Genomic DNA, 19,678 nt, shown 5'->3' on the forward strand with positions numbered 1-19,678 from the left:
CGGGCCTCATTGGTTCGTAGTCTGGCGCAGCAGCATGCTGCCGCCGCGCTGAGTAAATTCAAGTTTTTTCAAAGCGCTCATGCCCAGCAGAACCTGGTCGCCGTCGAGCCCCGGCGCCACCAGCGCGGCCACGTCCCGCAGCACGATATCCCCCAGCTGCAGGAGTTCGATACGGGTCCGATAACCTTCGCTGCGCCCATTGGCCGTGCTCAGGGTGACCGGCGCACCGCGCTCCAGGCCCAGACGTTCAGCGAGATCCGCAGGTACCGAGACATCGGTCGCCCCGGTGTCGAGCATGAATTGCACCGGCCGCCCGTTGATATGGCCGCTGGCGACGAAATGCCCCTGGCGATTGCCCGCCAGTTGCACTTCGATGTAACCCTCATGTTGTTGCGAACTGACGACAGTGTTGGGGTTCTCCTGGTGCGCTTCCCAGTCGGCAAAGAACCGCGTGGCCAGGAACAGCGCCGCCGCCCAGGCCATGATCAGCATCACCCGCCCGGCACTCTTGCCCGGTTGCTGGCTCACGGCTTGGCACTCCAGCCGCCTTCGGGAGCTGCAAAACGCCAGACGATCGGTCGGGCCTCGCCGTCGGCGCGAGCACCGTTGTTGTTGTCCAGGCCAATCCAGGCGCCCTTGGCGTCCACCACCAGGGCTTCCGCCAACCCGTAGGGCTGTGGATAACGCCGATGCTCCACCAGTGCTTCGCCAGCATACGACCAGCACTGCTCGACCTTGGCGCTCAGCGCGTCCCGGCGACAGATCTGATAGGCGTTGCGCTCCAGGGTGAACAGCTTGCCGTCGAACAGCGACAGGTCGGCAAAGTCACGGGATACGGCCTTGGCGTTGGGCACCTGCTCAGGCTGCATTAGCGCCCCTGCTTCACTGAGCAGCACGCAACCGCCATCGCAGTCCCAGGTGGTCTGGCCACGCTTGATCAACAGCAGCCCGCGCCGCTCGCGTTCCGCCGCCAGCCAGATCCGATCCCCGGCAGGGTTGACCGCCAGCCCTTCGAACAGGGCATTGAAGTGCAGCAGCATGCCGCTCGCACGGGCTTCGCGCACCATGATCGGGGAAATCTTCAACCAGGCCGGCGCGCCTTGCGCCGGAACCTGCAGCACCGCGGCATGGGCTTCGCTGACCACATATTTGTTGCCGGCGGCATCACAGGTGATGCCCTCGAAATCCAGGTCGCCGCCACGCACGAAGGACGCCGCCCAGGTCCGCACCTTCAAGCCCCAGGGCAAGCCGGAATCCGGCACCGCAGGCACCTCGATCCCGACGGTCTCGGCCTGCCAGACAGTGTTCCGGGTATCGAGCCTGTAGATCTGCTCGTCGTCGCGATCGGAGACGGTCCAAAGCTCCTGACCACACAGCGCCAGCCCGGACAGATTGCCGCCGCGCATGCCTTGCACAGGATGCTCGGACAGCAGTTTCAGTTCGGGCGCCGGCGCGGCCACCACCGAGGTTGCCAATAGCGCCAGGGCCAGGGCAAAACCTCTGTGCATCAGGCCAGCACCTCGGCCAGGTTGCCCTTGGACTCCAGCCAGGACTTGCGATCACCGGCGCGCTTCTTGGCCAGCAGCATGTCCATGATTTCCGCGGTGGCCTCGACGTCGTCCAGGGTCAACTGCACCAGGCGCCGCGTGTTCGGATCCATGGTGGTCTCGCGCAGTTGCGGCGGGTTCATTTCACCCAGCCCCTTGAATCGGGTGACCTGTGGCTTGCCGCGCTTCTTCTCGGCCACCAGGCGGTCGAGAATGCCGTCGCGCTCGGCTTCATCCAGGGCGTAGTAGATCTCCTTGCCCAGGTCGATGCGGTACAGCGGCGGCATGGCCACGTAGACGTGACCGGCATCCACCAGCGGACGGAAATGCTGGACGAACAAGGCACACAGCAAGGTAGCGATGTGCAAGCCGTCGGAGTCGGCGTCGGCGAGGATGCAGATCTTGCCGTAGCGCAGCTGGCTCATGTCCTCGGCGCCCGGATCGACCCCGATGGCCACGGCGATGTTGTGCACTTCCTGGCTGGCCAGGACCTCGCTGCCGTCCACTTCCCAGGTATTGAGGATCTTGCCGCGCAACGGCAGGATCGCCTGGAACTCCTTGTCCCGCGCCTGCTTGGCCGAACCGCCGGCGGAGTCACCCTCCACCAGGAACAGCTCGGAGCGCATCGGGTCCTGGCCGGCACAGTCCGCCAGCTTTCCTGGCAGCGCCGGGCCCTGGGTAATGCGCTTGCGCTCGACCTTCTTGCTGGCCTTCAAGCGGCGCCCGGCGTTGCTGATGGCCAGCTCCGCCAGTTGCATGCCCAGCTCGGGGTTGGCGTTGAGCCACAGGCTGAAGGCGTCCTTGACCACACCGGAAACGAACGCCGCCGCCTCGCGGGATGACAGGCGCTCCTTGGTCTGGCCGGAGAACTGCGCGTCCTGCATTTTCATCGACAGGACAAAGGCAATGCGCTCCCAGACGTCTTCCGGGGCCAGCTTCAGGCCGCGGGGCAGCAGGTTGCGGAACTCGCAGAACTCGCGCATGGCATCCAGCAGGCCCTGGCGCAGGCCGTTGACATGGGTGCCGCCCTGGGCCGTGGGGATCAGGTTGACGTAGCTTTCCTGGACGCTGTCGCCGCCTTCGGGCAGCCACAACAGGGCCCAGTCCACCGCTTCCTTGTTCCCTGCCAGGCTGCCGCAGAACGGCTCGGCCGGCAGGCGTTCGAATTCACTGACCGCATCCACCAGGTAGGAGCGCAGGCCATCTTCGTAGTGCCACTCGACCTTCTCGCCGCTGGACTTGTCCTCGAAGCTCACCAGCAGCCCCGGGCAGAGTACGGCCTTGGCCTTGAGCACGTGCTTGAGACGGCTGACGGAGAATTTCGGCGAGTCGAAGTATTTTGGGTCCGGAGCGAAGTACACGCTGGTGCCGGTGTTGCGCTTGCCCACGGTGCCGACCACTTCCAGCTCGGTGGCCTTGTAGCCGTCGGCGAAAGTCATCTGGTATTCGTTGCCGTCGCGCTTGACCCGCACCCGCACCTGGTTCGACAAGGCGTTGACCACGGAGATGCCCACCCCGTGCAGACCGCCGGAGAACTGGTAGTTCTTGTTGGAGAACTTGCCGCCGGCGTGGAGCTTGGTGAGGATCAGCTCGATCCCGGACACGCCTTCTTCCGGGTGGATGTCCACGGGCATGCCGCGGCCGTCGTCGGACACTTCCAGGGAATGGTCGGCGTGCAGGATGACCTGTATCGACTTCGCATGGCCGGCCAGGGCTTCGTCGACGCTGTTGTCGATGACTTCCTGGGCCAAATGGTTGGGCCGCGTGGTGTCGGTGTACATGCCCGGGCGTTTGCGCACCGGGTCGAGTCCCGAGAGGACTTCGATGGCGTCTGCGTTATAAGAGCTAGCGCTGGGAGTGGCCATGGGTTCTCGTCGTTAGTCGTTCAATGAATATGGGGCGAAGGCTCACAGTGCAGTGAAGTCGATCGCCTGGTACTGATCGGCAGTGATGCCGGCAAAATTCAACATCGCCGGCAATTGTCCGGCAAAACCTTGGAAACTATGATCGCCGCCGGCCTGTATGCGCAAGGCACAGGCGCGGTAGTAGCGCTCGGCGCTGCGATAGTCCAGCGTCTCGTCCCCGGTCTGCAACCACACCTGATAACGCTCAGGGTCCTGGGGTGGCGCCACTTCCAGCGCTGCCAGGGCCGCGACATGGTCGTGGGTCAGCTCCCAGGTCTCGTCGGTGTACAGGTTCTTCTGCGTGCCCAGATAACCGTCGAACATCCGGTGCGGGCTGACAGCAGGGTTGATCAGCAGGGCCTTCAGACCATAGCGCTCGGCAAGGTGAGTCGCATAGTAGCCGCCGAGCGAGCTGCCGACCAGCAATGGACGACCGAGTTCGGCAATCGCCTGTTCCAGCTGGCCAATGGCCTGGCGCGGATGGTGATGCAGGGCCGGCACCCGCAGTTGCCCGGCCAGGCCGAGCTGCTCCATGACCTGGCGCAACTGGGAGGCCTTGGTCGATGCCGGAGCACTGTTGAAGCCGTGGATATAGAGGATCGAACCGGACATGCGAGCTCCCTGTGCACCTGGGCAAAAGCCGCAGTTTACAGGGATGGGGCCAGGTTACGCAGCCGCTTCAGTAGCCTTCGCTACCGTAGTCGATGGTGAATTCATAGCCTTCGACCCGCTGCACGCCGGTTTCCAGCCGTCCATCGGGCAGCAGCCGCAACCAACGGTAGCCCGGCACCTGCTCCTCGACCTTGAAGTCGTCGCTCAAGGGCTCGAACTGGATGCAGGTGGAAGGTGAGGCCAATAGCCGCACGTCGCCCCGCAGGCGATCGATCTCCTGGTGAACATGCCCCCAGAGCACGGCGCGCACCTGGGGGGAAGCGTCGATCACGGCAAACAGCGCCTGGGCATTGCGCAGGCCGATGGGCTCCATCCAGGCGCAATCGATGGACACCGGATGGTGATGCAGGCAGACCAGGTGGTGCCGCTCTGGTGCTTCGCTCAGGGAGCGGGTCAGCAGTTGCAACTGCTCATCCTGCAGATAACCCGGTACCGAACCCGGCACCGCCGAGTCCAGCAGGGTGATGCGCCAGTTGCCGATGTCCACCACCGGGTCCAGCAAGTCACTGCCGCTGGCGGCCTGCTCCATGACCTGCAGTTCGTCGTGGTTGCCCGGCAGCCAGCGGCCTGGGGCGGCAATCTGTCGGGTAAGCTGACGAAAGCGCTGATAGGACTCCAGCGTGCCGTCCTGGGACAGGTCGCCGGTGGCCAGCATCAGGTCGATCCGTGGCTGCTGCGCCAGCACCAGGTCGATGACCCGTTGCAGGCTGTCGGCGGTGTTCATGCCCAAGAGCGTGCCGTCCGTCTCGGCAAACAGATGGCTATCGGACAGCTGCACCAGCAACACGGGGTCGGCGGCAGTCAGTGCGGATACGCTTGGCACGGCGTTCTCCCGGAGCAAGATCACAAAGCGTGAAGAAGGGGGCAATTATGCTGGGGGAAGTGAAAAAGAGGAAACCTGGGAAGCGGACCCAGTTCACATCTAGCGCACGGCTTCGAACTCGTGACCGCAGGCCAGGCAGTGGCTCAGCCACTCGCCGAGGAACACGTTCAGCTGGGCCTTTTCATCAGGCTGGTGCATGAAGGCATTGGGATAGGGATAGATGCTGCGAAAACGCCGGGCATGTTCGGCACTGATGACTTCCGCCATGCGCGCGTCGTGATAGACCTGCACTTCCAGCTGCGGCACAGGCAGCCAGGGCAGGCTGTGTTCCTGGCGCACCTGCAAGGTGGTGGTATACGGGCAGGCCAGTACCACTTCCAGGGCCAGTACGCCGAGCATCTGGTCACCCTGGGTCACTGCGATGCGCCGCGCCACGGGCTGGTTGCGCATGTCGGGCAGCAGTCGCATCAGCCGGGCGTAGTTGGCCTCGCAGGAAGCTTGCAGCCCCGCGAGATCCACCCGATAGCGGTCGCGTACCTTGTTTACGACCATAACCCCCTCACTTCCGCGCGATTGAGCGCCAGCCACTGCAAGGCAATGATGCTGGCGGCATTGCAAATCCGCCCGTCGCGCATGGCCTGCAAGGCATCCTCGTAGGCCATCACGCACACCCGAATGTCTTCCGCCTCTTCCTCCAGCCCATGCAGCCCACCGGCGGCGCTGCTGTCGCAACGCCCCAGGTACAGATGGACGAATTCGGTGCTGCCACCGGGCGACGGGAAGTACTGGGTCATCGGCCACAGCGCCGAGATGTCCAGGCCAGCTTCCTCCTGCGCCTCGCGGCGGGCAACCTGTTCCGGCTGCTCGTCCTTGTCGATCAGCCCGGCCACCAGTTCCACCAGCCAGGGCGAAGCCGTCTTGCCCATGGCACCGACGCGGAACTGTTCGATCAGCACCACCTCATCGCGCTGCGGGTCGTACGGCAGTACGCAGACCGCATCGTGACGGACAAAGACTTCACGATTGATTTCACGCCCCATGCCACCGGCGAACAGCTCATGACGCAGTTGCAGGCGATCGAGCCGGTAGAAACCCTGGAAACAGTTTTCGCGCCGGATGATCTCGACGGCACTCGGCGTGGAGTTGGCAAAGTCAGTCATAACAATCCTCGTGTACAGCATGTTCAATCCGAGGATCCCCCTCGACTTCGCGCCATCCTAACGCGCTCGCAGCTGATCATGCAGCCCCTTTACCCTCAGCGGGATAGACGGCGAGGGGCTAAACCTACTCTAATTGCCTCTATTGAGCTTAGTGGCGAACCGACTGCCTCGCAGGCAGTCGAAGCCGGTAACTTTTGCCTCCCCCTGGTTTATGAAGGACGCCCATGTCGCTTGTCAAAATCGCCTCCGTGGCCTGTATCGCCCTGACCCTGGGTGCCTGCCAAAGCCTGTTTCAACCCAGCTACATGACCCCGCTGGAAACCACCCGGGACAAGTCCGAACAACTCAAGCCGGGCTGTAGCGGCGCCGACTGCCCGCTGGTCAACCTCGACACCGTGCACTTCCCCGCCGAACCGCAGCTGGATGCCATCGTCGAAAAGCGCCTGCTGCAAATGACCCGCACCAGCCCCGATGCTGCGCTGCCGGCCAGCCTTGCGGCCTATCGCGAGCAGTTCCTGCGCAGCGCGCCGGACCGCCACGGCATGTACCTGCAATCCAAGCTACGCGAGCAGCATGACGGCCTGGTGATCATCGAACTGGCCAGTTACCTGGACACCGGCGCCGCCAACGGCACCCCGGGCCGTGGCTTCGTCAACTATTCACGCCAGCAGCACAAGGCCCTGAACCTGGCGGACATGCTCCTGCCCGGCCAGGAAGAGATGTTCTGGAAGGCCGCGCGGGTCGCCCACAACAACTGGCTGATCAGCACTCACCTGGATCGCGAGGCCGAGTTCGTGAAGACCTGGCCCTTCCAGAAGACCCAGAACGTAGCGCTGACCCGCAACGCCGTGACCCTCAAGTACGACGTCACCACCATCGCGCCCTCGGTCCTGGGCCACATCGAACTACAGATCCCCTACGACCGCCTCAAGGGCGTGCTCAAGCCCGAGCTGTTTCCTGGCGGTAACTGAAAGCCCGGCCCAACAGCCATTGCAGCAGCCCTGCCAGTACCAGTGACGGCAGGGTTGCGCCGATATCCGGGTACAGATTGGCCAGCAGGTGATAGGTGCTCACCCCACCCAGCCAGGCCAGCAGCGCCGGCCAGCGCAAGGCTGACGCCGGGTTCTGCCCCGAGCGCCGACGCAGGATGAAGTGATCCACCAGCACCACGCCAAACAGCGGCGCGAATACCGAGCCGATCAGCAACAGGAAGTTCTGGTACTGGGCCAACGGCGCCAGGCAGGCGATCAGGGTGCAGAGCACGCCTATGGCCAGCGCCAGGTGCTCGACCTTGAGGCGCAGCAGGATGCCGCTGGAAACCGCCGCCGAATGGATATCGGCAAAGGCATTTTCCGATTCGTCCAGCAGAATCAGCAGCAACGGAATCCCCAGCCCGGCCCCGGCCAGCGCCAGCAGCAAGGCATTCACTTCACCACTGGGAGCGAAGGCCAGAGTGTAGGCGACGCCCAGGCTCATCAACCAGAAATTGCCGATGAAAAAGCCCAGGGCCGTGCCGCCGAACACGCTCTTGGCGCGCTTGCCGAACCGCGAGTAGTCGGCGATCAGCGGCAACCAGGACAGGGGCATGGCGATGGCGATATCGAAGCCCACGGCGAACGGCATCGAGCCGTCCCCGGCCTGGGCCCAGAGCGCCGCCAGGTCGGCTCGGGCGAAGAGGTTCCAGGTCAGCCACAGGCAGGCGGCCAACAACAACCAGATTCCCCATTTGCGCAGGATCTGCCGGACGAAGGTCAAGGGCCCGCTGACCGCCAGCAAGGTGGCCAGGGCACCGAAAAACAGGGTCCAGAGCAACGGGTTGGCCAGCAGGCTGCCTTCGCTGAAGGCCCGGCTGCCCAGGAGGCTCGCGGCATCGCGCATGACGATGATTTCAAACGAGCCCCAGCCCACCAGTTGCAACAGGTTCAACAGCGCCGGCAGGCTGGCGCCGCGCCGGCCCAGGCTGAGCTTGAGCGCAGCCATGGACGACAGGCCGGTGTCGCTGCCGATCACCCCCACCGCCGCCAGCAGCAGAACGCCGACCGCGGTGCCGAGCAGGATCGCCAGCAGCGAATGGGCCAGCCCCAGGCCTGGCGCCAGCAAGGCGCCGGTCTGCAGCACCATCAGGCCGATACCGAGGGAGAACCACAGGGAAAACAGATCGCGGGCGCCAAACACGCGCTTGTCGGCCGGTACCGCGAGATCGGGAGAGTAGGTACTGATTGGACTGCTCAAGGTTGATATCTCGAAGGAATAGGGTCTGCAGGAGCCGGATTGCCGGCGAAAGCGCCACCTTGTCGAGAGCGCGGCGCCCGGTTCGCGGGCAAGCCCGCTCCTACAGGAATGTTCACGGGGGCTATCTCGAACGCCCAGCCTCTGCAGGAGCCGGCTTGCCAGCGAAAGCGCCACCTTGGCGAGAGCGCAGCGCCTGGTTCGCGGGCAAGCCCGCTCCTGCAGAGAGGGGTCAGACTTTCTTGTACAACTGGCTGCCTTCCTGCTTGAAGCGCTCGGCCTGTTCCGCCAGGCCCTTGGCGACATCCACATCCACCGCTTCGATACGCTGGTTGGCTGCGTACTCACGCACTTCCTGGGTGATCTTCATCGAGCAGAACTTCGGCCCGCACATGGAGCAGAAATGCGCGACCTTGGCCGAATCCTTGGGCAGGGTCTCGTCGTGGTACGAGCGGGCGGTGTCCGGGTCCAGGCCGAGGTTGAACTGGTCTTCCCAGCGAAACTCGAAACGCGCCTTGGACAAGGCGTTGTCGCGGATCTGCGCGCCCGGATGACCTTTCGCCAGATCCGCAGCATGCGCGGCGATCTTGTAGGTGATGATCCCGGTCTTCACGTCATCCTTGTTCGGCAGGCCCAGGTGTTCCTTGGGCGTGACGTAGCAGAGCATGGCGCAGCCGAACCAGCCGATCATCGCCGCACCGATACCGGAGGTGATGTGGTCGTAGCCGGGGGCAATGTCGGTAGTCAGCGGGCCGAGGGTGTAGAACGGCGCCTCGTCGCAGCACTCCAGCTGCTTGTCCATGTTCTCCTTGATCAACTGCATCGGCACGTGGCCCGGGCCTTCGATCATGCACTGCACGTCATGCTTCCAGGCGATCTTGGTCAGCTCGCCGAGGGTTTCCAGTTCGCCGAACTGGGCTTCGTCGTTGGCGTCGGCAATCGACCCCGGGCGCAGGCCATCTCCCAGGGAGAAGCTGACGTCGTAGGCCTTCATGATTTCGCAGATTTCGTCGAAGTGGGTGTAGAGGAAGTTCTCCTTGTGGTGCGCCAGGCACCACTTGGCCATGATCGAGCCACCCCGGGACACGATGCCGGTGACCCGCTTGGCGGTCAGCGGCACGTAACGCAGCAAGACGCCTGCGTGGATGGTGAAGTAGTCCACGCCCTGCTCGGCCTGCTCGATCAGGGTGTCGCGGAACAGCTCCCAGGTCAGGTCCTCGGCCACGCCGTTGACCTTTTCCAGGGCCTGGTAGATCGGTACGGTACCGATCGGCACCGGCGAGTTGCGGATGATCCACTCGCGGGTTTCATGGATGTGCTTGCCGGTGGACAGGTCCATCACCGTGTCCGAACCCCAGCGGATGCCCCAGGTCAGTTTCGCCACTTCTTCCTCGATGGAGGAACCCAGGGCACTGTTGCCGATGTTGCCGTTGATCTTCACCAGGAAGTTGCGGCCGATGATCATCGGTTCCAGTTCGACGTGGTTGATGTTGGCCGGGATGATGGCGCGGCCACGGGCGATTTCCTCGCGGACGAACTCTGGGGTGATTTCCTTGGGGATGCTGGCGCCGAAGCTGTGGCCGGCGTGTTGCTGCTTCAGCAGGCCGGCGGCACGGGCCTCCTGCAGCTTCATGTTTTCGCGGATGGCGACGTATTCCATCTCGGCGGTGATGATGCCTTTGCGCGCGTAGTGCATCTGGCTGACGTTGGCCCCGGCCTTGGCCCGGCGCGGGTTGTTGACGTGGGCGAAGCGCAGCTTGGTCAGCTCCGGGTCGGCCAGGCGCTGCTGGCCGAAGTTGGAGCTCAGGCCGGCCAGACGCTCGGTGTCGCCACGGTCCTCGATCCACGCCGAACGCACATCGCCCAGGCCCTTGCGCACATCGATCACCACGTTCGGATCGGTGTAGGGGCCGGAGGTGTCGTACACGGTCACCGGGGCGTTGATCTCGCCGCCGAAGTCGGTGGGGGTCACGTCCAGGGTGATTTCGCGCATGGGCACGCGGATGTCCGGGCGCGAACCCTGGACATAGACTTTTTGCGAGCGGGTAAAGGGCTGAACCGATTGTTGGTCGACTTGGGCCGACTCACTGAGGTTGCTAGCGTTTTTTAATTTTGTAGTCATCACGGGCTCTCCAGACAGCATCCAGGCAGTGGATTTTTGTCGGAGCGAACCTGTAACGGACGGACGCACCCTGTCTAAGCAACTAGTGAGTGCAGTGCTTGGTACTCGAGGGGTGTTCGATTGTCGAACAACATCCCGGACGAAGCACAAGAGGACTCGCCGGGTGACGAGAAATCTTGTTCCCTACGCAGGCGCTAACCTGATCAGGTTCAACGGGATCCGGATTATCCGATCTCAGCCTCATAGCAAGGCACCCCGACAAGAACCGGGCCAGTCTAGACAAAGCCACAGCAGAACGCCAACCCCCCGTACGATCAGCATGATGAATGGCGTAATTGCAGGATTGTTGCCACCCCCCAGCGCATCTACACTCGTTGCCCTGTGTCGAACCTTGACGCTCTGTGGGTCGCGCCTTAGCCTTGGCGCCTGAATTATTGCCGTAATATCAACTCTAGGGATCGCCGAATGCTGCGCAAACTCTCACTGGCTGTTGCCGTGTCTTGTGCGTCCAATGGAATGGCCTGGGCAGCAGAAGCGCCTTTGACCACCAAGACCGATCTGGTCAGCGTCTACCAGGAAGCGGTGGACAACAACGCCGATCTGGCCGCTGCGCGCGCCCAGTACGGTGCCCAGAAGGAAGTGGTGCCCCAGGCTCGTGCCGGGTTGCTGCCTAACCTTTCGGCCGGCGCGGACATGAACAACACCCGCACCAAGTTCGACGAACCGTCGATGACCTCTACCCGCAGCGGCAACGTCTACCAGGCGACCCTGGCCCAGCCACTGTTCCGGGCCGACCGCTGGTTCCAGCTGCAGGCGGCCAAGGACATCAACGAACAGGCTTCCCTGCAACTCTCGGCCACCGAGCAGAACCTGATCCTGCAGAGCGCAGAGAACTACTTCGCGGTGTTGCGCGCCCAGGACAACCTGGCCTCGACCAAGGCCGAGGAAGCGGCCTTCAAGCGTCAGCTGGACCAATCCAACGAACGCTTCGACGTGGGCCTGTCGGACAAGACCGACGTCCTGCAATCCCAGGCCAGCTACGATACTGCCCGGGCCAACCGGATCCTTGCCCAGCGCCAGGTGGATGATGCCTTCGAGGCCCTGATCACCCTGACCAACCGCGAGTACAACTCGATCCAGGGCATCGTCCATACCCTGCCAGTGCTGGCGCCGACCCCCAACGACGCCAAGGCCTGGGTGGACACCGCCGCCAAGCAGAACCTCAACCTGCTGGCCAGCAACTACGCAGTCAGCGCCGCCGAGGAAACCCTCAAGCAGCGCAAGGCCGGGCATGCGCCGACCCTGGACGCAGTGGCGCAGTACAAGAAAGGCGACAACGATGCTTTGGGCTTCAGCAACCCCAACCCGCTGACGCGCTATGGCAGCGACGTCGAACAGCGCTCCATCGGCCTGCAACTGAACATTCCGATCTACAGCGGCGGCCTGACCAGCTCCCAGGTGCGTGAATCCTACTCGCGCCTGAGCCAGACCGAGCAACAGCGTGAATCCCTGCGCCGCCAGGTGGTGGAAAACACCCGCAACCTGCACCGCGCGGTGAACACCGATGTCGAGCAGGTCCAGGCCCGGCGCCAGTCGATCATTTCCAACCAGAGCGCAGTGGAGGCCACGGAGATCGGCTACCAGGTGGGCACGCGCAATATCGTCGATGTGCTCGACGCCCAGCGCCAGCTGTACACCTCGGTGCGCAACTACAACAACAGCCGCTACGACTACATCCTCGACAACCTGCGCCTGAAACAGGCGGCCGGCACCCTCAATCCGGGGGACCTGCAGGACCTGTCGCGCTATCTCAAGGCCGACTACAACCCGGATCGCGACTTCCTGCCGCCAGACCTGGCCAAGGCCGCCCAGGAGCAGCTCAGGGCCCGCCCCTGAAGGTCGCAGGCATGAAAAAGGCCACCTTTGCGGTGGCCTTTTTCATGGCGGTGTAACGGCCTTTTACGGCCATGCGACAGCGGCTACCGAAGGCGATGATCAGTGCCTGCCCAGGAGGCGGCCAAGGCCGTCGAGCAGCCGTTGCAAGGCGCCCTGGTTGGCCTTGAGCACCTTGAGCCCGGCATCGGCCATCTTGCGCGCATCCTGGGGTAGCTCGAACAGACGCTGCACCGCCACCGCGAGCCCCTCGGCATCGTCCACTTCCTGCAAGGCTCCGGCCTCACGCAGCATCGCGGCGATTTCCAGGAAATTGAACACATGCGGCCCGCTGATCACCGGCTTGGCCAGGGCTGCCGGCTCCAGCAGGTTGTGCCCACCGTTGGGCACCAGGCTGCCGCCGACAAAGGCGCTGTCGGCCAGGGCATAGAGGAACAGCAATTCGCCCATGGTGTCCCCCAGCAGCACCGAGGTGGTGGCAAGCACCGGCTCGGCTGCAGAACGGCGCACCGTGGCAAAACCCTGCTGCCGGCACAGCTCATGCACCGAGTCGAAGCGCTCCGGGTGCCGCGGCACCAGGATCAGCAAGGCATTGGGGTAATTGCCCAGCAGTTGCCGGTGGGCATCGAGCACCACCGCGTCTTCGCCCTCGTGGGTACTGGCGGCGATCCACACCGGGCGCTCCATGGCCTGCCATTGCTGGCGCAGATCAGTGGCCCGCTGCAGCAACTGCGGGTCGATGCTCAGGTCGAACTTGATCGATCCGGTCACTTGCACAGTCTCGGGGCGGGCCCCAAGCCGGAGGAAACGCTGGGCCTCGGCTTCGGTCTGCACCGCGAACAGGCTCATCTGCGCCAGCATCGGTGCGGTCAGCCGAGCAAAACGCCCATAGCCCTTGGCCGAACGCTCGGACAACCGGGCATTGGCCAGGGCTACCGGAATCCCGCGCCGGGCACACTGGTCGATATGGTTGGGCCACAGTTCGGTTTCCATGATCACTGCCAGCTTGGGCTGCACCCGATCGAGAAACCGCGCCGCGGCGCAAGGCAAGTCGTAGGGCAGGTAGCAGTGCTGGATCCGCGGCTCGTTGGCAAACAGCGCGTGGATGCGCTCGGAGCCGGTGGGAGTCATGCAGGTCACGGTAATCGGCAGCTGTGGATAACGCGCCAGCAGCGCCCGGATCATCGGCGCGGCAGCGATGCTCTCGCCCACCGACACCGCATGCACCCAGATGCCACCGGGTTGCATGCTCGGCAAGCCGAGAGAGAAACGCTCGCCAATGCGCTTGGCATAAGCCGGCGCCTTGCGCGAGCGCAGCCACAGGCGGATCGCTACCAACGGCAGCCCCAGGTAAAACAATACGGTATAGAGAGTTCTATTCATGGCGGCGGAGTTTATCGTTTTTTTAGCCGATCGCCTTCAGGTGCACGGCAAAACGTTCTGCCAGCCAGTGCGCCGCGGGGCCCAGAGGTTCGTCACGGCGCCAGGCCAGTTCCACCACCAGTGCCGGGGGCGTCCACTGGCTGGCCAGCTCCACCATCTGGTTCTGATAGGCCGGGTACTGCACCACATGCCGTGGCAGCCAGGCCCAGCCCAGCCCGCGCATCAGCCATTCGGCCAGGACGTAGAAGCTGTCAGCCCGCCAGACCTGGGGGCTGACCTGCTCACCACCGGGGTAGCCACTGGCTTGCGGAGCGATGAGCAACTGCCGGTGTAGCGCCAGCAACTGGCGGTTGACCCTTTTTTCATGGGCCAGCGGATGCCCCACGGCGCAGACAGTGACCATCTCCACACTGCCCAGGGCCCGGCGCTCCAAAGTTTCCGGCATCTGTTCATGGTGAAACAGCAACCCCAGGTCGGCCCGGCGCTCCACCAGTTTGCGCGCTACGTCGCCCTGGGCCCCGCTGGCCAGTTGCACCTCCAGGCTGGGAAAGTGTTCCGCCAAAGCCTCCAGGCTGTCGAGCACCGGCTGATAGGGCATCGCCTCGTCCTGGGCCAGGCGCAACCGCGCTTCCTGGCCGCGCATCAAGGCCAGCGCCCGGCCATTGAGGCGGTCGCACTGGCGCAGGATCTCCCGCGCTTCCTGCAACAGTGCACTGCCCGCCTCCGTCAGCCTTGGCTGGCGGCCACTGCTGCGTTCGAACAGGCTGACTCCCAGGTCATCCTCCAGCTGGGCGATGGCACTGCTGATGGCCGATTGCGCCTTGCGCTGCTGGCGGGCCACGGCAGAAAACGAACGCAGTTCGGCGACCCCGACAAACAGGCGCAACTGCTCCAGGTTCCATTGCATGTTCATGGCACAACCTATCTATCATCCAGATAGGTAATGACTTTACCCCATCTGAACTTTCTCTAGAATGCCGACCTCACAAAGCAGTCCCAGCCCCGAGGAACCCTCCCATGAACGCTTACTACTACCTGGCTATCGCCATCTGCGCGGAAGTGATCGCCACTGTTTCAATGAAAGCGGTCAAGGGCCTGAGCACTCCGCTGCCCCTGGCATTGATCATCGTCGGCTACGGCGTGGCCTTCTGGATGCTGACCCTGGTGGTGCGTACGGTGCCGGTGGGCGTGGCCTACGCGGTATGGGCCGGCATGGGCATCGTCATGGTGAGCATCGCCGCGCTGTTTCTGTACGGCCAGAAGCTGGATATCCCGGCGATGCTGGGCATGGCGCTGATCGTCCTCGGCGTGGTGGTGATCCAGTTGTTCTCGAAAACCGCCGGGCACTAGAAAGCAGCCTCACGCCACACGCCTCAAGCGGCCAGAGTGAGCGCCAAGCTTGCAGCTTGAGGCCTGAGGCTTGAAACTTGCGGCTTCGTTTTACTTACCGAGGTCGCTGCATGCCATCCGCTATTTCCACCGATGTGCTGATTGTCGGCGCAGGCGTCGCCGGTCTCTGGCTCAACGCTCGCCTGCAACGCCTGGGTTTTTCCACCGTGCTGGTGGAAAGCGCCAGCCTCGGCGGCGGACAGAGCGTGAAATCCCAGGGGATCATCCACGGCGGCGCCAAATACGCCCTGCACGGCGCCCTCACTGGCGCCTCCGAGGCCATTGCCGACATGCCACGGCGCTGGCGCGAAGCCCTGGCGGGCAATGGCGAGCTGGACCTGTCCGGCGTGCGCCTGCTGTCCGAGGCCCACTACCTCTGGTCCCCCGGCACCCTGGCCGGCAACCTCACCAGCTTCTTCGCCAGCAAGGCGGTACGCGGGCGGGTCGATCAGGTCAAGGGCGAGCAACTGCCCCCGGCCCTGCAGGACAAGCGCTTCAAGGGCAAGGTCTACCGCCTCGCCGAACTGGTAGTGGATGTGCCGAGCCTGATCGAGCGCCTCGCGCACCTGGCGGGAGACAGCCTGCTGGCCGGGCAGAAGATCGAGCCCCTGCTGGAGAACGGCCAACTGCTGGGCCTGCGGGTCGACGGCCGGGAAATCCGCGCGCAACGCATTGTCCTCAGCGCCGGAGCCGGCAATGCCGAGCTGCTGCAAGCGGCCGGCCTGAGCCAGCCCGCCATGCAACGGCGACCATTGCACATGGTGCTGGTCAAGGGCCCGAGCCTGAAACCGCTGTACGCCCACTGCCTGGGCGGCGGGCCAAAACCACGGATCACCGTCACCACTCACCCGGCCGCCGACGGCCAGTGGGTCTGGTACCTGGGGGGCGATATCGCCGAAGCCGAGGGCGTGGCCCGGGAACCGGCAGCGCAGATTGCCGCAGCCCAGAAGGAACTGGGGCAACTGCTGCCCTGGATCGACCTGAGCCAGGCGCAATGGGCCACCCTGCGGGTCGACCGCGCCGAGCCGGCACAGTCGGGCCTGGCCCGCCCGGACAACGCCTTCCTCGCCGAGCAGGATCGCCTGCTGGTGGGCTGGCCGACCAAGCTGGCCCTGGCACCGGACTTCGCCGACCGGGTCCTGGCTGCCCTGGAGCGCGACGGCATTCGCCCCGCCGCCGCCCAGGCCCTGCCCGAACTGCCCAAGCCGTCCCTGGCGCAACCAGCCTGGGAGCAACTGCTGCCATGAGCCAGCCAACCCTGCACGATCTGCATCGCCCCTTGGGCAGCACCGGCCTGCTGGTGTCGCCCCTGGGTCTGGGCACGGTGAAACTGGGCCGCGACCAGGGCGTGAAATACCCCAACGGCTTCCAGATCCCCGACGACCAGGAGGCCCGCATGCTGCTCAAGCTGACCCGCGACCTGGGCATCAACCTGATCGACACCGCTCCGGCCTACGGCCGCAGCGAAGAGCGCCTGGGCCCGCTACTGCGCGGCCAGCGCCAGGAATGGGTGATTGTCAGCAAGGTCGGCGAAGAGTTCGCCGATGGCCTGTCGCGGCACGATTTCAGCGCGGCCCATACCCGGATGTCCGTGGAGCGCAGCCTGCAACGCCTGGAAACCGACTTCATCGACCTGGTGCTGGTGCATTCCGACGGCAACGACCTGGCGATCCTCGAGCAGTGCGAGGTCTACCAGGCCCTGGCGCAGCTCAAGCAGGAGGGCAAGATCCGTGGCTTCGGCTTCTCCGGCAAGACCGTAGACGGTGGCCTGAAGGCCCTGGAGCAAGGCGATTGCGCCATGGTTACCTACAATCTGAACGAACAGGCCGAGCGGGCAGTCATTGACTACGCTACCGCTCACCACAAGGGCATCCTGGTGAAAAAGGCGCTTGCCAGCGGCCACGTCTGCCTGAGCCCGGGCATCGATCCGGTGCGGGCCAGCTTCGAGCTGCTGTTTGACCGGCCCGGTGTCGCCAGTGCTATTGTCGGGACCATCAATCCCTTGCACCTGGCCCACAACGTGTCGACTGTGGCGCAGGTCCTTGGCAAGAACTGATGCCGCCGACGCGGCCGACCCCGACGCAAGAAGGAGCCGAGATGTCGCGACCGCTCATTAGAAAGAACCCCAGCAACTTCAAGACCCTGCCCCTGTTCGTCGAAGCGACTCCCGAAGGCTTGAGCTACCAGAGCGTCGGAATGCCGCTGAACTTCGCTCAGACCCTGCAGCGCCGGCGCGCGGTGACGGTGGCCGACAATCAGCGCTTCGCCCTGGAGCTGGCCAACCTCGGGGTCTCGGTGCGCCTGACCCTGCACTGGCAGAACCGCGACTACTGGGTGCTGGTGCGCCAACGCCGCCAGGATCGCGGCGATGTGGTGCTCAAGCTGATTTCCGGCTATGTCCCGGCTCACGAGCTCAACCTGCCACTGCATACCGCGATCCAGGAAATTGCCGAGGAATGCCTGCTGGAAACCCCCGAAGGCTGGCTCGGTGGGCGCTTCAATGACACCTGGCTGCCCGCGCCCTACGCCGGCGCCCTGCACTATCGCGAGGCCCTGCCCTTTCGCCTGACCCCGCTGTCCGGGGCGGCGCTGCCGGTGCGCTGTGGCAACCTGCAGTTGCTGGAGCGTCCCCGGGCCTATGTGCACCTGCCCACCGCCTCACTGCAGTTGATCTACGACCTGCGCCTGGACGTGCCGAGGGAAGCCAAGTCCCTGAGCCTGTTCCACGTCGACGAGCGCCTGGAGGGCGACCAACTGGTGGCACGGCTGGACCGCAAGCGCCCGGACCTGTACCTGATGCCCCTGGACAACGGCGAGCCCTGCGCCGAGCTCTACACCCTGAAGAAAGACCAGTTGCATCCGGCCAGCACCCGCGGCCTGTACCTGGCGGAAAGCTTCGCCCAGCAGGAAGGCTGGGTGGTGAGTGACGAGCGGATTCGCTGGAAGGACTGGCTCAGGCAGCGGGGCCTGGAGCCACCGCAAAAGGCGTCGAAGCTATCGCGGCTAACCGGCCGGGCCCGGCAGATCCTGCGCAAGATCGTCCCCGGCAAGGCCCGGCGCCAGGGCTGAGGCAAAAAAAGGCGCCTGCAACAGGCGCCTTTTTTGCAGACCGCAAGGCCGTTACTCGGCCTTGTCGGTCTTGCGGATCTTCTCGACGATAGCCGTGGTCGAGCTGTTTTCCACCAGCCCCAGCACCTTAACGGTGCCGCCATAGGCACCGACTATATCGGCACCTACAACCTGGTCGATGGAATAGTCACCGCCCTTCACCAGCACGTCCGGCCGAACCTGGGACAGGAGGTTTTCCGGGGTGCCTTCGGGGAAACTGATCACCCAGTCCACCGCCCCCAGCCCCGCCAGCACCGCCATGCGCCGGTCGACGCTGTTGATCGGACGGCCTGGGCCCTTGAGGCGACTGACCGAAGCATCATCGTTGATCGCCACGATCAACCGGTCGCCCTGGGCTCGCGCCTGTTCCAGGTAGGTCACGTGCCCGGCGTGCAGGATGTCAAAGCAGCCGTTGGTGAAGACGATCTTCTCGTTGTGGGCTCGGGCATCATCGATGGCCAGCAGCAACTGGTCGAGGCTCAGCACCCCGCGCTCGGAGCCTTCCTCGCGCTGGATCGCCCGGCGCAGTTCGGGAGCACTGATGGCGGCGGTACCCAGCTTGCCAACCACGATGCCGGCCGCCAGATTGGCCAGGCCCACTGCGTGGGGCAGCTCTTCGCCGGCGGCAATGGCGGCTGCCAGGGTGGAGATCACCGTATCCCCGGCACCGGTAACGTCGAACACTTCCCGGGCCCGGGCTGGCAAGTGCATGGCCGGATGGTCGGGGCGCAACAGGGTCATGCCATGTTCGCCACGGGTCACCAGCAGCGCCCCCAGTTCCAGGTCATGCATCAACTGCGCGCCCTTGCTCACCAGTTCGTGCTCGTCGGCGCAGCCGCCGACGATGGTCTCGAACTCGCTGAGGTTCGGCGTGATCAGGCTGGCGCCGCGGTAGATGGAGAAATCCTTGCCCTTGGGGTCCGCCAGCACCGGAATGCCCCGAGCCCGCGCAGCGGCGATCAGCACCTGGTGATTGCGCAGCGCGCCCTTGCCGTAGTCGGACAACACCAGCACCTTGATCCCGTCGAGCAGGGCATCGACCTCGGCCGCCAGGGCCAGGGCGTCGGTGGCGAAGGGTTCTTCGAAATCGATACGCAACAACTGCTGGTGACGGCTCATGACCCGCAGCTTGACGATGGTCGGCTGGTGCTTGATGCGCTGGAACAGCGCACGCACGCCCGCGCCTTGCAGGCTGTTGGCCAGGCTGTCGGCGGCTTCATCGTCGCCGGTCACGCCCACCAGGGAGGCCGGCGCGCCGAGGGCAGCGATGTTCAGGGCAACGTTGGCGGCACCGCCGGGGCGATCCTCGATTTGCTCGACCTTGACCACCGGCACTGGCGCCTCAGGGGAAATCCGTGAGGTACCACCATGCCAGTAACGGTCGAGCATGACATCGCCGACCACCAAGACGGGGGCTTGATCGAATCGCGGCATGGACAACTTCATGG

Annotated in this window: 18 protein-coding genes and 1 riboswitch; of the genes, 6 read left to right on the forward strand and 12 right to left on the reverse strand. The window is 64.5% G+C overall.

From position 1 onward, the window contains the following. Window positions 1-6: 6 nt before the first annotated feature. From ACUXVH_RS04880 to ACUXVH_RS04910, 7 genes are all read right to left on the reverse strand, one after another. Window positions 7-528 carry a retropepsin-like aspartic protease family protein gene (locus ACUXVH_RS04880; protein ID WP_011058920.1) on the reverse strand — a complete coding sequence of 174 codons (522 nt, stop codon included), beginning with the start codon at window positions 526-528 and terminating at the stop codon, window positions 7-9. Beyond that, the gene (locus ACUXVH_RS04885) at window positions 525-1,508 is read right to left on the reverse strand and encodes an esterase-like activity of phytase family protein (protein WP_053148760.1); all 984 of its coding nucleotides are present in this window, start codon (window positions 1,506-1,508) and stop codon (window positions 525-527) included. The genes ACUXVH_RS04880 and ACUXVH_RS04885 overlap by 4 nt, the downstream gene beginning before the upstream one ends. Continuing rightward, window positions 1,508-3,412 carry a DNA topoisomerase IV subunit B gene (gene parE, locus ACUXVH_RS04890; protein ID WP_011058918.1) on the reverse strand — a complete coding sequence of 635 codons (1,905 nt, stop codon included), beginning with the start codon at window positions 3,410-3,412 and terminating at the stop codon, window positions 1,508-1,510. The genes ACUXVH_RS04885 and parE overlap by 1 nt, the downstream gene beginning before the upstream one ends. Before the next feature lie 42 nt (window positions 3,413-3,454). Beyond that, window positions 3,455-4,063, reverse strand: coding sequence for a YqiA/YcfP family alpha/beta fold hydrolase (locus tag ACUXVH_RS04895; RefSeq protein ID WP_015633927.1), 609 nt, complete (start codon window positions 4,061-4,063; stop codon window positions 3,455-3,457). 67 nt (window positions 4,064-4,130) lie between these two features. Next, on the reverse strand, window positions 4,131-4,946 hold the full coding sequence (cpdA, locus tag ACUXVH_RS04900; protein WP_065364880.1) for a 3',5'-cyclic-AMP phosphodiesterase: 816 nt from the start codon (window positions 4,944-4,946) through the stop codon (window positions 4,131-4,133). 99 nt (window positions 4,947-5,045) lie between these two features. Further along, complete coding sequence (locus tag ACUXVH_RS04905) at window positions 5,046-5,498, reverse strand: DUF1249 domain-containing protein (protein ID WP_011058915.1); 453 nt, start codon at window positions 5,496-5,498, stop codon at window positions 5,046-5,048. Continuing rightward, window positions 5,489-6,106, reverse strand: coding sequence for an NUDIX domain-containing protein (locus ACUXVH_RS04910; RefSeq protein WP_011058914.1), 618 nt, complete (start codon window positions 6,104-6,106; stop codon window positions 5,489-5,491). Before ACUXVH_RS04910 ends, ACUXVH_RS04905 begins: the two co-directional genes overlap by 10 nt. A gap of 224 nt (window positions 6,107-6,330) precedes the next feature. Between ACUXVH_RS04910 and ACUXVH_RS04915 the strand changes: the two genes are divergently transcribed. Then, complete coding sequence (locus ACUXVH_RS04915) at window positions 6,331-7,077, forward strand: RsiV family protein (protein ID WP_065364879.1); 747 nt, start codon at window positions 6,331-6,333, stop codon at window positions 7,075-7,077. Here ACUXVH_RS04915 and cytX read toward each other — a convergent pair. Beyond that, entirely contained in the window at window positions 7,046-8,338 is a 1,293-nt protein-coding gene (cytX, locus tag ACUXVH_RS04920; RefSeq protein ID WP_019093041.1) for a putative hydroxymethylpyrimidine transporter CytX, read from the reverse strand. The genes ACUXVH_RS04915 and cytX overlap by 32 nt on opposite strands. Before the next feature lie 229 nt (window positions 8,339-8,567). Next, window positions 8,568-10,457 carry a phosphomethylpyrimidine synthase ThiC gene (gene thiC / locus ACUXVH_RS04925; protein ID WP_011058911.1) on the reverse strand — a complete coding sequence of 630 codons (1,890 nt, stop codon included), beginning with the start codon at window positions 10,455-10,457 and terminating at the stop codon, window positions 8,568-8,570. Window positions 10,458-10,620: 163 nt separating this feature from the next. Beyond that, window positions 10,621-10,725, reverse strand: a riboswitch (TPP riboswitch). A gap of 197 nt (window positions 10,726-10,922) precedes the next feature. Here thiC and ACUXVH_RS04930 point away from each other — a divergent pair. Next, window positions 10,923-12,353, forward strand: a complete 1,431-nt coding sequence (locus ACUXVH_RS04930; RefSeq protein WP_011058910.1) for a TolC family outer membrane protein — start codon at window positions 10,923-10,925, stop codon at window positions 12,351-12,353. A 99-nt stretch (window positions 12,354-12,452) separates the two neighbouring features. Here the strand turns inward: ACUXVH_RS04930 and waaA are convergent, their stop codons facing one another. Next, the gene (waaA, locus tag ACUXVH_RS04935) at window positions 12,453-13,733 is read right to left on the reverse strand and encodes a lipid IV(A) 3-deoxy-D-manno-octulosonic acid transferase (protein WP_065364878.1); all 1,281 of its coding nucleotides are present in this window, start codon (window positions 13,731-13,733) and stop codon (window positions 12,453-12,455) included. Between the two features lie 22 nt (window positions 13,734-13,755). Further along, window positions 13,756-14,640, reverse strand: coding sequence for a LysR family transcriptional regulator (locus ACUXVH_RS04940; protein WP_015633922.1), 885 nt, complete (start codon window positions 14,638-14,640; stop codon window positions 13,756-13,758). 110 nt (window positions 14,641-14,750) lie between these two features. Between ACUXVH_RS04940 and ACUXVH_RS04945 the strand changes: the two genes are divergently transcribed. The 4 genes from ACUXVH_RS04945 to ACUXVH_RS04960 all read left to right on the forward strand — a co-directional run bounded on the left by ACUXVH_RS04945 (window position 14,751) and on the right by ACUXVH_RS04960 (window position 18,191). Then, window positions 14,751-15,083, forward strand: coding sequence for a DMT family transporter (locus ACUXVH_RS04945; RefSeq protein WP_011058907.1), 333 nt, complete (start codon window positions 14,751-14,753; stop codon window positions 15,081-15,083). 110 nt (window positions 15,084-15,193) lie between these two features. After that, on the forward strand, window positions 15,194-16,369 hold the full coding sequence (locus ACUXVH_RS04950; protein WP_065364877.1) for an NAD(P)/FAD-dependent oxidoreductase: 1,176 nt from the start codon (window positions 15,194-15,196) through the stop codon (window positions 16,367-16,369). Beyond that, a complete protein-coding gene (locus ACUXVH_RS04955; RefSeq protein WP_015633920.1) occupies window positions 16,366-17,178 on the forward strand; it encodes an aldo/keto reductase in 813 nt (270 codons plus the stop codon). The genes ACUXVH_RS04950 and ACUXVH_RS04955 overlap by 4 nt, the downstream gene beginning before the upstream one ends. Before the next feature lie 41 nt (window positions 17,179-17,219). After that, a complete protein-coding gene (locus ACUXVH_RS04960; protein ID WP_019093038.1) occupies window positions 17,220-18,191 on the forward strand; it encodes a hypothetical protein in 972 nt (323 codons plus the stop codon). Between the two features lie 51 nt (window positions 18,192-18,242). Here the strand turns inward: ACUXVH_RS04960 and hldE are convergent, their stop codons facing one another. Further along, window positions 18,243-19,676, reverse strand: a complete 1,434-nt coding sequence (hldE, locus tag ACUXVH_RS04965; RefSeq protein ID WP_011058903.1) for a bifunctional D-glycero-beta-D-manno-heptose-7-phosphate kinase/D-glycero-beta-D-manno-heptose 1-phosphate adenylyltransferase HldE — start codon at window positions 19,674-19,676, stop codon at window positions 18,243-18,245. Between the last annotated feature and the right edge of the window lie 2 nt (window positions 19,677-19,678).

The sequence above is a fragment of the Pseudomonas sp. 8(2025) genome (genome assembly GCF_052665325.1).

Coding starts and splice junctions, on each gene's coding strand:
- waaA (WP_065364878.1), bottom strand. CDS start 13,733: ATGAATAGAACTCTCTATACCGTATTGTTTTACCTGGGGCTGCCGTTG.
- hldE (WP_011058903.1), bottom strand. CDS start 19,676: ATGAAGTTGTCCATGCCGCGATTCGATCAAGCCCCCGTCTTGGTGGTC.
- ACUXVH_RS04915 (WP_065364879.1), top strand. CDS start 6,331: ATGTCGCTTGTCAAAATCGCCTCCGTGGCCTGTATCGCCCTGACCCTG.
- ACUXVH_RS04905 (WP_011058915.1), bottom strand. CDS start 5,498: ATGGTCGTAAACAAGGTACGCGACCGCTATCGGGTGGATCTCGCGGGG.
- ACUXVH_RS04940 (WP_015633922.1), bottom strand. CDS start 14,640: ATGCAATGGAACCTGGAGCAGTTGCGCCTGTTTGTCGGGGTCGCCGAA.
- ACUXVH_RS04945 (WP_011058907.1), top strand. CDS start 14,751: ATGAACGCTTACTACTACCTGGCTATCGCCATCTGCGCGGAAGTGATC.
- ACUXVH_RS04910 (WP_011058914.1), bottom strand. CDS start 6,106: ATGACTGACTTTGCCAACTCCACGCCGAGTGCCGTCGAGATCATCCGG.
- ACUXVH_RS04950 (WP_065364877.1), top strand. CDS start 15,194: ATGCCATCCGCTATTTCCACCGATGTGCTGATTGTCGGCGCAGGCGTC.
- thiC (WP_011058911.1), bottom strand. CDS start 10,457: ATGACTACAAAATTAAAAAACGCTAGCAACCTCAGTGAGTCGGCCCAA.
- parE (WP_011058918.1), bottom strand. CDS start 3,412: ATGGCCACTCCCAGCGCTAGCTCTTATAACGCAGACGCCATCGAAGTC.
- ACUXVH_RS04955 (WP_015633920.1), top strand. CDS start 16,366: ATGAGCCAGCCAACCCTGCACGATCTGCATCGCCCCTTGGGCAGCACC.
- ACUXVH_RS04895 (WP_015633927.1), bottom strand. CDS start 4,063: ATGTCCGGTTCGATCCTCTATATCCACGGCTTCAACAGTGCTCCGGCA.
- ACUXVH_RS04960 (WP_019093038.1), top strand. CDS start 17,220: ATGTCGCGACCGCTCATTAGAAAGAACCCCAGCAACTTCAAGACCCTG.
- ACUXVH_RS04930 (WP_011058910.1), top strand. CDS start 10,923: ATGCTGCGCAAACTCTCACTGGCTGTTGCCGTGTCTTGTGCGTCCAAT.
- ACUXVH_RS04885 (WP_053148760.1), bottom strand. CDS start 1,508: ATGCACAGAGGTTTTGCCCTGGCCCTGGCGCTATTGGCAACCTCGGTG.